This window comes from Microbacterium sp. SORGH_AS_0888 (assembly GCF_030818905.1).
Lineage (GTDB): Bacteria > Actinomycetota > Actinomycetes > Actinomycetales > Microbacteriaceae > Microbacterium.
Genome location: NZ_JAUTAZ010000001.1, coordinates 3,555,085 through 3,567,474, shown reverse-complemented (window position 1 = coordinate 3,567,474; position 12,390 = coordinate 3,555,085). Strand labels below are relative to the sequence as shown.

The window sequence follows — 12,390 nt, the reverse complement described above, 5'->3', positions numbered from 1 at the left end:
GCATGAGCACGACCACCCCGCCGCGGCGCGGTCCGTTCAGCCGCCTGGCGAAGGACGAGGGGCCGCGCGCGAGCCTGCGGCAGCTCCTGCCCTTCGTGTTCGAGCAGAAGGGGGTGCTCGCATGGGTGGCGCTGCTCAGCGTCGTGGGTGCGGCGCTCACGCTCGCGCAGCCGCTCGTGGTCGGCACCGTCATCTCGCGCGTGCAGGCCGGCGACACGCTCGGACTCCTGGTGTGGCTGCTCGTCGCGCTCGTCATCGTCTCGTCGGTGATCTCCGGCTACCAGCACTACCTGCTCCAGCGCACCGGCACCGCGGTCGTGTTCTCGAGTAGGCGGCGACTGATCGCACGGCTGCTGCACCTGCCGATCCGCGAGTTCGACGCCCGGCGCACGGGCGACCTCGTGTCGCGGGTCGGCACCGATACGACCCTCCTCTACGCCGTGCTCACGCAGGGGCTCGCGGACTCGGCCGGCAACGCACTCATCTTCGTGGGAGCGGTGATCGCGATGCTCGTGATCGACCCGGTCCTCCTGCTGCTGATCCTCGTCGTGATCGGGCTGTCGATCGCGGCGGTCGGCGGCTTGAGCGTCCGCATCCGCCGCGCGACGCGCCTCCAGCAGGAGAAGGTCGGCGAGCTCGCCTCCGGCGTGGAGCGCGCCATCGGCTCGATCCGCACGGTGCGGGCCGCCGGCGCCTCGGCCCGCGAGCAGGAGGCGATCACCCGGACGGCGCGGGAGGCGTACGACGTCGGGGTCCGGGTCGCGAAGGCCTCGGCGCTCGTCGTCCCGGTCGCGGGGATCGCCCTGCAGCTCTCGCTGCTGGTCGTGCTCGGGGTCGGCGGCTTCCGTGTCGCGAGCGGCGACCTCACGATCGCGTCGCTCGTGACCTTCGTGATGTTCCTGTTCTTCCTCGTGCAGCCGCTCGGCTCGTTCTTCGGGGCCATCACCTCGGTGAACCAGGCGCTCGGTGCGCTCGGCCGCATCCAAGAGGTGCTCGACCTGCCCACGGAGGAGCAGGACGACGCCGCGATCGCCGCATCCGTCGCCACCGACGATCCGCCGCGGAGTGGGACACCCGGGGGAAGGACCAGCCCGGCCGACGGGACCCTGCTCGCCGAGCAGCGCCTCTCGATCGCGGCGGAACCCGCCGCGATCGAGTTCGACGGACGTGCGCTTCCGCTACCCCCGCACGGTGATCCAGGCGCGGCAGCGCGCCGAGTCCGAGGCGCTCGCGACCCTCGCTGGCGCCCGCATCGACACCTCCGCGATCGAGACCGCGACGGAGCAGGACGACGAGGTGCTGCGGGGTGTGTCGTTCCGCGTGCCGCACGGTTCGCGCGTGGCATTGGTCGGCCCCTCCGGCGCCGGGAAGAGCACGACCCTCGCGCTCATCGAGCGCTTCTACGACCCGACCGAGGGAGCGATCCGCCTCGACGGCCGCGACATCCGCACGCTCGCCCGTGAGGAGCTGCGCGCCCGGCTCGGCTACGTCGAGCAGGATGCGCCGACCCTGGCCGGCACGATCGCCGACAACCTGCGGCTCGCCTCCCCGACCGCCTCCGACGGCGACTGCGAGCGGGTGCTGCGGTCCGTGAACCTCGGCGACGTCGTCGATCGCTCGCCGCTCGGCCTGGACGCCCCGGTCGGCGAGGCGGGCGTCATGCTCTCCGGCGGGGAGCGTCAGCGGCTCGCGATCGCCCGCGCCCTGCTGGCCGCGCCCCCGATCCTGCTGCTGGACGAGTCGACGTCCTCGCTCGACGGCCTCAACGAGCAGCGCATGCGCGAGGCGATCGACGCCGTCGCCCACGGGCGCACGCTCCTCGTGATCGCGCACCGGCTCTCCACGGTCGTCGACAGCGACCTCATCGTCGTCCTCGACCACGGCCGGGTGGTCGGCCAGGGCACGCACTCCGAGCTCGTGTCCACGACGCCGCTCTACCGTGACCTCGCGAAGCACCAGCTGCTCGTCTGACCCCGGCCGGCCGTTCATAACTCAGGCAGAACCGGCGCCCGCCGGCCGGAACCCGGCCACGAGGGCGATTCTGCCTGAGTTATGCGCAGTGGCGCGAGCGCCCCGGGTCAGGCCTGCTTGAGCCGGTACCGCAGGGACGAGAGCTCGGCGCGCAACGACGACGGGATGCGGTCGCCGAACGTGTCGTAGAACTCCTCGGTCAGGTCGGCCTCGGCCAGCCATGAGTCGGGATCGATCGCGAACAGTTCCTCGAGGTCGGCTTCGGACACCTCCATGCCGTCGAGGTTGAGGTCCTCGATGCGCGGCAGGCGCCCGATCGGGCTGTCCACCGCGGGCACGCGCCCCTCGACACGGCGGATGATCCAGTCGATCACGCGCGAGTTGTCGCCGAAGCCCGGCCAGAGGAACCGGCCGTCGGCGCCCTTGCGGAACCAGTTGACCTGGAAGATGCGCGGCGCGCGGTCGAAGCGGAGCCTCTGCCCGATCGAGACCCAGTGGCCGAAGTAGTCGGCCATGTTGTACCCGCAGAAGGGAAGCATGGCGAACGGGTCCCGGCGCAGCTCCCCGACGGTGCCCTCCGCGGCGGCGGTGCGCTCGGACGAGATCGTCGAGCCGAGGAAGACCCCGTGCGTCCAGTCGGTGGCCTCGACCACGAGCGGAACGTTCGTGGCACGGCGTCCGCCGAACAGGATCGCGTCCAGCGGAACCCCCTCGGGGGTGTCCCAGTCGGCCGCGATCTGCGGGCACTGGGCGGCGGCGACCGTGAAGCGCGAGTTCGGGTGCGCCGCGGGTCGGCCGCTGTCCGGCGTCCAGGGGTTGCCCTCCCAGTCGATCAGCTCGGCGGGTGCCTGGTCGGTGAGCCCCTCCCACCACACGTCGCCGTCGGGGCGCAGCGCGACGTTCGTGAAGATCGTGTTGCCCCACAGCGTCTCGACCGCCGTGACGTTGGTCGACTCGCCCGTGCCGGGTGCGACGCCGAAGAAGCCGGCCTCGGGGTTGATGGCCCAGAGCCGTCCATCCTCGCCCGGACGGATCCAGGCGATGTCGTCGCCCAGCGTCTCGACACGCCAGCCCGGGATCGTCGGACGCAGCATCGCCAGGTTGGTCTTGCCGCACGCCGACGGGAACGCCGCCGCCACGTGGTAGGCCTTGCCCTCGGGGCTGATCACGCGGATGAGGAGCATGTGCTCGGCCAGCCAGCCCTCGTCGCGGCCGATGACCGAGGCGATGCGCAGCGCGAAGCACTTCTTGGCGAGGATCGCGTTGCCGCCGTAGCCGGAGCCGAAGGACCACACCTCGAGGGTGTCCGGGAAGTGCACGATGTACTTCTCGTCGTTGCAGGGCCACGCGACGTCCTGCTGGCCGGGCTCCAAAGGAGCGCCGACCGAGTGCACCGTCTTGACCCACGGCGCACCGTCGGCGATCTGCCGGACGACCTCGGTGCCGACGCGCGTCATGATGCCGATCGAGGCGACCGCGTACGCGCTGTCGGTCACCTGCACGCCGATGTGCGAGAGCGGGCCGCCGACCGCGCCCATCGAGAACGGGACGACGTACATCGTGCGTCCGCGCATCGACCCCTCGAAGACGCCCTCGAGCGTCGCCCGGATCTCGGCCGGCGCCGCCCAGTTGTTCGTGGGGCCGGCGGCCTCCTCCTTCTCCGAGGCGATGAAGGTACGCGCCTCGGTGCGTGCCACGTCACTGGGGTGCGAACGGGCGAGGTACGACCCGGGCCGCCACTCGGGGTTGAGCTTGATGAGCTTGCCCTCGTCGACCATCTCGCGCAGCAGGTACTCGTTCTCCGCCCGCGAGCCGTCGACCCAGTGGATGTGATCCGGCTGCGTGAGGGCGGCGATCCCTTCGACCCACTCGACGAGGGCCGCCATGCCCGGACCGTCGATGGCGGGGCGTTCGCCGTACGTCGCCGGCAGGCTCCGGCTCGGTCCGGTCTGCGTGCGGGTGACGATGTCGGCGATGGCCATGGTCGCTCCTTCTCGGGGTCTGGTCGTTCAGAACCTCAGTTCTCTCCCACTATCGCTCCCTCCAGGCCCCTCTTCTCCCGACGTAAGCGTGAAAATCTCCGCATTCTTTCGCTATGCTCAAGGAATGCCCCAGGGGACGCTCGAACTCACGACGCTCGGTCACCGCATCCGGCACTTCCGGCTCGCGAAGAACATGACCCTCGACGAGCTCGGGGCACAGGTCGGGGTCGCGGGATCGCACCTCAGCCTGATCGAGAACGGCAAGCGCGAGCCGAAGCTCTCACTGCTCCAGGAGATCGCCGCCGCGACCGGAATCGAGCTCTCGCAGCTCCTCTCCGCCGAGCCGCCGAACCGGCGCGCGGCGCTGGAGATCGAGCTCGAGCGCGCGCAGTCGAGCCAGGTCTTCCGCCGGCTGGGCGTGCCGGCCGTCAAGGTCTCGAAGGGGATCAGCGACGAGACGCTCGAGTCGATCCTCGGACTGCACCGCGAACTGCAGCGGCGCGAGCGCGAGGCCATCGCGACACCCGAGGAGGCGCGTCGGGCGAACACCGAGCTCCGGCTCGGGATGCGCGCCCGCAACAACTACCTGCCCGAGATCGAGCGGCTCGCGGAGAAGCAGCTCAAGTCGGCGGGGCACACGAGCGGTGCGCTGACGCACCGCAGCGTCAGCGTCATGGCGTCGCAGCTCGGGTTCGAGCTCATCTACGTGAACGACCTGCCCCACTCGACCCGCTCGATCACCGACCTCGAGAACGGCCGCATCTACCTGCCGCCCGCCTCCATCCCCGGCGGGCACGGACTGCGCTCCATGGCGCTGCAGGCCATGGCGCACCGGCTGCTCGGGCATCGCCCGCCCGCGGACTACGGCGAGTTCCTGCAGCAGCGCCTCGAGATCAACTACTACGCCGCCTGCTGCCTGATGCCGGAGACGAACGCGGTCGCGTTCCTCGCACAGGCGAAGAAGGAGCGCGATCTCGCCGTCGAGGACTTCCGCGACGCCTTCGGGGTCACGCACGAGGCGGCGGGCATGCGGCTGACGAACCTGCTCACCCAGCACTTCGACATCCCCCTGCACTTCCTGCGCGTCGACGGCTCGGGTGCCATCTCGCGGGTCTACGAGAACGACGAGCTGCCGCTGCCGATGGATGTCACGGGCGCGGTCGAGGGGCAGATCGTCTGCCGCTGGTTCGCGTCGCGCTCCGCGTTCGAGGAGCAGAACCGCACGACCGAGCACTACCAGTACACGGACACGCCGAGCGGCACCTACTGGTGCTCGTCACAGACCGGCACGACCGCCGACGGCGAGTTCTCGATCACCGTCGGCGTGCCGTTCGACGATGCGCGGTGGTTCCGCGGCCGGGAGACGAGCAAGCGCGCCGTGTCCACCTGTCCCGACGAGTCGTGCTGCCGCCGTCCCGCGGGGGATGCCGCGGACCGCTGGAAGGACAAGTCCTGGCCGAGCGCCCGCGTGCACATGCAGATGTTCTCCCCGCTGCCGCGGGGGGCGTTCCCCGGTGTGGACGACAACGAGGTGTACGCGTTCCTCGATCGGCACGCCGAGAGCTGAGTCCGCGAGCTTCCTGCCCCCCGCGCGGGGCGGTCAGGACGTCGCGGGAGCCCGCGTCGCGTCGACCCCGATGCCCCAGAGCGGCTGCGGCAGCGCGTCGCTGAGGACCCACTCCCCCACCCACCGGTTCTTGAAGAGCACCGGGTTGTGGCTGGAGACCGTCCGGGCGTTGCGCCAGTGCCGGTCCAGCGCCTTGGCGGTCGACGTCGCGGAGGCCGCGAGCGCGTCGAACAGCCGGCTCGTGAGCTGCTGCACGGCGGCGGTCGCGAACGACTGCGCCTGAGCCGTGCGGATCTCGGCGAAGCCGGCCGCCCGCCGCGCGGCCTCGGCGCGGCGCTCGTCACCCGGCGCCTCCCGCCAGGCGAGCGCGGCGCGATAGGCCTCCTCCAGGGCATCGGCGGAGGCGACCACGGTCGCCTCGACGGCGAACGCGGATGCGGCCTGCTCGCCGATGAGCGCCTGGATCTGGGAGTCATCGCGGGCGAGGGCGGCATTGCCGTGGCTGAAGACGCGGCTGCGCTCGCGCACGGCGCGGGCGAAGTCCTCGACCGCCGCGTGGGCGACGCCGGCGAGCACGGCCAGCAGCAGGAACTGGTACAGCGCCGTCTGATAGCCGAAACGCTCCGCGACCGGAAGCACGTCGCCGGGCTCGACGACGGCGCCGTCGAACACGATCGTGCCGGTGCCGGTCAGCTTCTGACCGAACCCGTCCCAGTCGTCGCGGACCTCGACGCCGGGCTGATCGAGCCGCACGAGGGCCGTGACCTCGGTGTCGTCCGAGAGCCGGTGCGCGACCGTGTCGGTCCACTCCGCGAAGATGCTGCCGGTGGTGTAGAACTTGCGTCCGGTGATCCGGAGCGTGCCGTCCGGGTCCGCGACGAGCTCGGTCGAGGAGCGTGCCGTCGTCGAGCCGCTCGGCTCGCTCCACGAGTTCCCCGCGATCTCGCCGCCCACGATCCTGTCGGTCCACCGGCGGCGGAAGGCGGCATCCGGTACCGTGAGCACCTGCTCGACGAGCGCGATGTGACCGCGCAGGATCTGCGGGAGGTTGCTGTCGGCCGCGGCGACGGCGATCAGAAGTCGCCCGAACGTGGGCCAGTCGAGCCCGAGCCCGCCCTCCTCGCGCGGCAGACGCGCGAGCGGCAGCCCCGCCTCCCGCAGCAGCGCGAGCTCCGCCGCGGGAAGGACGCGGTTCACCTCCCGATCGACGGTTCCGAGCGAGATGCGCTCGAGCACCGGACGGAACCGCTCGACGATGTCGTCCGGCAGCCGGCTGAACAGCGTGTCGGTGAAGTCGGTCATGATGTGCTCGTCTTCCGGGTTCAGGTGTAGAGGGAGATCGGCTGGACGACGCCGGTGAGGAAGTGCGCCCCGACCTCGAGCTTCTTGTAGTCGACCGGGTCGTGGAGGGAGTGGGTGCGCGCGTTGCGCCAGTGGAGGTCGAGTCCGACCTTCGAGGCGGTCGAGCTGGAGCCGGTGGCCTCGAACACCCGGTTCGACACGTCGATCGCGGTGTCGGAGGAGACGACCTTCAGCTGCGCGATGCGCTGCGCGAGCTCGGCGCGATCGTCGGAGGTGACCGCATCGCCCTTCCCGATCGAACGGTCGTACGCACGGTTCACGCTGTCCGCGAGGGCTTCGACGGCGGCGACCTGGGCCACCAGCTCGCCGTAGAGCCGCTGCACGAAGGGGTCGTCCCGGTAGCGCTCGACGCCGGAGAGGAACCAGGAGTTCGGCCGGGCGTTCGTCAGCTCACGCGCCTGGGCGAGCGCGCCCTGGGCGATGCCGAGGTACAGGTTGCCGAACACGAGCTGGATCGCCGGGGTGACGTAGCTCTGGATCGGCTCGTCCGTGCCGAAGCCGAGCACGTGCTCGGGCCCGACCTGCGCACCGTGGTAGCGCACGGTGTTGCTCGCTGACAGCCGCTGACCGAGGTTGTCCCAGTCGTCGACCAGCTCGACGCCGGGGTGGCCGTAGGGCAGCACGAGGTAGGCCAGCTCGCCGTCGTGCTCGCCGCCGGCGACGACCGCGTTGACCAGCAGCGCCTCCCCGACACCGGAACCGGTGGAGAAGCGCTTGAAGCCGTCGAGGCGGAATCCCTCGCCCGTGTCCGTGAGGGTCAGGTTGGGGTCGACGGGGTTGACCGAGTCGCCCCACACCCAGCGACCCGCGATCGTGGCACGGAACCACCGCTCACGCTCCCCGGCCGGCGCCACCAGGGCGATGTTGGCCTCGTTGACGTAGTGGTATCCGAGCAGCTGTGCGATCGACGCGTCGGTGCGGCCGATGACGCGCACGGCGCGGAACGCCGACTCCCAGTGACCGCCGCCGCCCCCGTACTCGGCGGGGTCCAGCAGTGTCGTCAGACCGGACTCCTGCAGCAGCCGCGCCTCGGCGAAGGGCTGCGCGTTGGCCCGGTCGCGGTCCAGCGCGTCGGTGCGGAGGGTGTCGGCCACACGGGTCGCGACGGCGTCCCAGCGGGCGAGCTCCTCGTCCGAGGCGACACCGGACCAGTGGGTGCGCGGAAGGGTCTGGGTGGGCATGGGGTCTCCTTCGGGGTGGTTCACAACTCAGGCAGAACCGGGGCTCGGCGGGCGTCCGGGGCCGTGGAAGGCGAAAGAGCCTGAGTTGTGAACGGGTCGGGCGGGGTCAAGCGGTCACGAGCGAGGCGTTGCCGTCGGCGGCGCTGCGCGCGCCGGCGTAGGCACCGCGATACCGGGCGGCGGGGTGCCAGTCCGGCACCGCGGAGCTTCCGGAGAGCCGGTCACGGAGCGTGCCCTCGGGATACTCGTCCCAGACACGGCCGCGGCGGCGGAGCTCCGGGACCAGCAGGTCGACGATGTCCGCGAACGTCCCGGGCGTGACGACGTAGGCGAGGTTGAAGCCGTCGACGCCGCCCACCTCGACCCATCGTTCGAGCTCATCGGCCACCGTGGCGGGACTGCCGACGATGACCGCGCCGATCCCGCCGATCCCGACGTACTCGGCGATCTCGCGGGGTGTCCACTGCCGGGTCGGGTCGGCCTTGGTGAAGATCGACAGCGCCGAGCGGGCGGCATCCGTGTCGACGTAGGCGAGCGGCTCGTCGGGATCGAGCGCGGACAGGTCGACGCCGGACCAGCCGCCGTAGAGGGCCAGCGCGCCCTCGATCGAGACGTAGCGACGGTAGTCGGCGTACTTCTCCTGCGCCGCCTCGTCGGTCTCGGCGACGATGACGGTCGCGAGGGTCAGGATCTTGACGCTCGCGCGCGGACGACCCGCCGCATCGGCCTTGTCCCGGATCGCGTCGGTCGTGCGTCGCGTGAGCTCGGGGGTCAGGCCGTTGATGAAGATCGCCTCACCATGGCGCGCCGCGAACTCCTGCCCGCGCGGCGAGGCGCCGGCCTGGAAGATCACCGGCGTCCGCTGCGGTGAGGGCTCGGCGAGATGGATGCCCGGAACGTCGAAGTGCTCGCCGTGGTGGTCGATGGGGTGCACGAGCTCGGGGTCGGTGAACACGCCGGCCTCACGGTCGCGACGCACGGCGGCGTCCTCCCACGACCCCTCCCACAGCTTGTAGGTCACGTCGAGGAACTCGTCGGCGATGCCGTAGCGGTCGTCGTGGGCGATCTGGTCGCCGAGTCCGAGGTTGCGCGCGGCGCTGTTGAGATAGCTCGTGACGACGTTCCAGCCGATCCGGCCGCCCGTGAAGTGGTCGAGGGTCGAGAGGGTGCGGGCCAGCGCGTAGGGCTGCGAGTACGTCGAGGCGATCGTGACACCGAAGCCGAGGTGCGAGGTCGCTGCAGCCATCGCGGGGATCTGCAGCAGCGGATCGCCCACCGGGATCTGCGCGGCATCCCGGAGCGCCGGGGCGGCCGAGTCTCGATACACGTCGTAGACGCCGACGACGTCGGCGAGGAACACCGCGTCGAAGGTGCCCCGCTCCAGGAGCTTGGCGAGCTCGATCCAGTACTCCAGCCGGTTGTACTCGTCGGCGCGGTTGTCGGGGTGGCGCCAGAGTCCCGGAGCCTGATGCGTGACGCAGCTCATCTCGAACGCGTTGAGAATGATGCGCTGCGCCATCCTGACCCCTTCCGGCGGCGCTCTGCCGCATCGGCGGCTAACGTATCCATCCCACGCGGATGGCGCGACTCGGGACGACACACGGCGTCACCGGTCGTCACATTGCGTCACCCGAGGGTCCGGACGGCGCGTCGGAGGGCGGCCCCGACGTCAGGGACGTCGGTCGGGCGCGGCGGAGCGCTGGGATGTCGGCGGGTCGCCGAGCGGCGCACGTCGCAGCCACGCCGTGACGAACAGCGCGAGGCCGGCGACGAGCCCCACCATCACCCACAGCACGATCAGGTAGTCGATCCACGATCCGATCGGCGGCGCACCGGGCAGGAAGTTGCGCAGCGGCAGAGTGGCGAACAGCATCGCGCCGATCCAGCTCGTGAGCGTCGCCTCGACCTTGCGTCTGCCGCGGAAGGCCGCCGTCGCGACCAGGAGCACGAGGACCGGGATGACGACCATGAGCGAGAGCAGCACGATCCCGAAGGCGACGGTCGAGGCGGACCGGGATGCCGTGAGCACGATGCCCCTCGGCGTCACGGTCTCGCCGTCGACCTGCACGGGGTCGCCGGCGTCGAAGGTCGTCGCCCGGATGTTCCATCCGGGCACGCGGCCCTCCGCGACGACGGCAGTCGGCAGCGCCTCCGCGACGCCGTTGCCGTTCGTGTCCGCCGCCGCCACGATGAGGCTCGTCGCCGTGTAGGTGTCGAAGGGCCACTGCTCGATGTGGCCGTCGGTGACCAGGTGCACCTCGGTCGAGGAGATCAGCTGCTCGGCCGGGTAGTCGATCGCACGGGATCCGTCCGTCCCGGAGACGAGCAGGCTGAAGGACTTGTCGCTGATGATGCCGCTGTCGTCGACGTAGCCCGGCCCCGCCGTCGGCAGCAGCGAGACGGTGATGCGGTTCCCGGAGGCGTTGACCGAATCGGCCGACAGCCGCACGACGACCGAGCCCTGCGCGACGTCGGGCTCGGTCGGGGTCGTCACCCGGCTGCCGATCGCGTAGAGCGCGACCACGACGCCGTAGACCAGAGCGGCCACGACGACGATCACCCCGACCGTCACGGCGGTGCGGCGGCGTGAGGTGCGAGGAGGAGCGGGGGTCGTCACGCTCACAGTGTGCCAGAACGCCGGCGGCCCGCCGGGTCCGCCGCCGCCCGGGGCGCCGTGTCACGGTCGAGGGCGGCCCCGGTCAGGCGAACGGATTCGGCGTCAGCGTGTACTTGGTCTGCAGGTACTCGTGGATGCCCTCGGCGCCGCCTTCGCGGCCCAGCCCGGAGAGCTTCCACCCGCCGAAGGGAGCCGCGGCGTTCGAGACGACGCCGATGTTGAGCCCCATCATGCCGGTCTCGAGCCGCTCGATCATGCGCTGGCCTCGCGCGAGGTTCTCGGTGTACACGTAGGACACCAGACCGTACTCGGTGCTGTTGGCCAGGCGGACGGCCTCGTCCTCGGTGTCGAAGGGCACGATCGCCAGGACGGGCCCGAAGATCTCCTCGCGGAGGATGTCGCTGCCCTCGGGCACGTCGCTCAGCACGGTCGCCTGGTAGAACGTCCCCTCGCCCTCGATCGCCGCGCCCCCGGCGCGGAGCGTCGCGCCGCGCGCCACCGCATCCTGGACCAGCTGGGAGGCCTTCGCGACGGCGCGGTCGTCGATGAGGGGACCGATCGTGACACCCTCCTCGGTGCCGCGTCCGACGCGGAAGGCGGTGACGCGCTCGGTCACGCGACTCGCGAACTCCTCCGCGACCGAGCGGTGCACGATGAAGCGGTTCGCGGCCGTGCAGGCCTGGCCGATGTTGCGGAACTTCGCGGCGATCGCGCCGTCGACGGCCTTGTCGAGGTCGGCGTCGTCGAACACGACGAAGGGCGCGTTCCCGCCGAGCTCCATCGAGGTGCGCAGGACCCCCTGCGAGGCCTGGGCCAGCAGCTGCTGCCCCACCGGGGTGGAGCCGGTGAAGGAGAGCTTGCGCAGCCGCGGGTCACGGATGATCGCCTCGGACAGCGGCCCCGAGGACGAGGTCGTGACGACGTTCACGACGCCGGCGGGGAGGCCCGCATCCTGCAGGAGCTTTGCGAAGTAGAGGGTCGTGAGCGGGGTCAGCGCCGCGGGCTTGACGACGACCGTGCAGCCGGCGGCGAGCGCCGGGGCGATCTTGCGGGTCGCCATCGCGAGCGGGAAGTTCCACGGGGTGATGAGGAAGCACGGTCCCACGGGGTGCTGCGTGACGATCATGCGGCCCGTGCCCTCCGGGTTCGCGCCGTAGCGCCCCTGCACGTGCGCGGCCTCCTCGCTGAACCACCGCAGGAACTCGCCGCCGTAGGCCACCTCGCCGCGCGCCTCGGCGAGCGGCTTGCCCATCTCGAGCGTCATGAGCAGGGCGAAGTCCTCCTTGCGCTCCTGCAGCAGGTCGAAGGCACGGCGCAGGATCTCCGCACGCTCCCGGACGGGCGTCGCCGCCCAGCTCGGGAAGGTGTCGGCGGCCGCGTCCATCGCCGCCGCGCCGTCGGCGACCGAGGCGCTCGCGATGGACTTGATGACCCGGCCGGTCGAGGGATCGGAGACCTCGAGGGTCTTCCCCGCCTCGGCGGGCGCGCCATTCTCCTCCGATGAACAGCCCGTCGGGCACGTCGGCCAGCAGTGCGGACTCGCGGTTCTCGGTCATGCGGACTCCTTCGTCGGGATGCGGCGCATCGCCGGTCGAGTGGGACGGCGTCGCTCGACTCAGATCGTATATGATCTCCGCCGGCAACACACCCATTCTCGGACGCCGCCCACGCGTTGTCGCTGTCCACCGCGGCGGACGACACCGCCGGCAT

Annotated in this window: 6 protein-coding genes and 2 pseudogenes; 2 read left to right on the top strand and 6 right to left on the bottom strand. The window is 71.2% G+C overall.

All coding sequences use genetic code 11. The features are described from left to right. Nucleotides 1–2 precede the first annotated feature (2 nt). A pseudogene (locus tag QE381_RS17460) lies at nucleotides 3–1,971 on the top strand (ABC transporter ATP-binding protein). A gap of 107 nt (nucleotides 1,972–2,078) precedes the next feature. Here the strand turns inward: QE381_RS17460 and QE381_RS17455 are convergent. Continuing rightward, entirely contained in the window at nucleotides 2,079–3,953 is a 1,875-nt protein-coding gene (locus QE381_RS17455) for a phosphoenolpyruvate carboxykinase (GTP) (protein ID WP_307220237.1), read from the bottom strand. Nucleotides 3,954–4,077: 124 nt separating this feature from the next. On the opposite strand from QE381_RS17455, the gene QE381_RS17450 reads away from it, so the two are divergent. Continuing rightward, the gene (locus QE381_RS17450; RefSeq protein ID WP_307220235.1) at nucleotides 4,078–5,520 is read left to right on the top strand and encodes an XRE family transcriptional regulator; all 1,443 of its coding nucleotides are present in this window, start codon (nucleotides 4,078–4,080) and stop codon (nucleotides 5,518–5,520) included. Between the two features lie 33 nt (nucleotides 5,521–5,553). Here the strand turns inward: QE381_RS17450 and QE381_RS17445 are convergent, their stop codons facing one another. The 5 genes and pseudogenes from QE381_RS17445 to QE381_RS17425 all read right to left on the bottom strand — a co-directional run bounded on the left by QE381_RS17445 (nucleotide 5,554) and on the right by QE381_RS17425 (nucleotide 12,236). After that, nucleotides 5,554–6,822: a monooxygenase gene (locus QE381_RS17445; protein ID WP_307220233.1), complete on the bottom strand. Its 1,269-nt coding sequence runs from the start codon at nucleotides 6,820–6,822 to the stop codon at nucleotides 5,554–5,556. 20 nt (nucleotides 6,823–6,842) lie between these two features. Next, complete coding sequence (locus QE381_RS17440; RefSeq protein ID WP_307220231.1) at nucleotides 6,843–8,063, bottom strand: acyl-CoA dehydrogenase family protein; 1,221 nt, start codon at nucleotides 8,061–8,063, stop codon at nucleotides 6,843–6,845. A gap of 106 nt (nucleotides 8,064–8,169) precedes the next feature. Beyond that, nucleotides 8,170–9,582 (bottom strand): LLM class flavin-dependent oxidoreductase, encoded by a 1,413-nt coding sequence (locus QE381_RS17435; RefSeq protein WP_307220229.1) that lies wholly within the window; start codon nucleotides 9,580–9,582, stop codon nucleotides 8,170–8,172. Between the two features lie 150 nt (nucleotides 9,583–9,732). Then, complete coding sequence (locus QE381_RS17430; protein ID WP_307220226.1) at nucleotides 9,733–10,680, bottom strand: DUF4436 family protein; 948 nt, start codon at nucleotides 10,678–10,680, stop codon at nucleotides 9,733–9,735. Between the two features lie 82 nt (nucleotides 10,681–10,762). Beyond that, nucleotides 10,763–12,236, bottom strand: a pseudogene (locus QE381_RS17425) (NAD-dependent succinate-semialdehyde dehydrogenase). Between the last annotated feature and the right edge of the window lie 154 nt (nucleotides 12,237–12,390).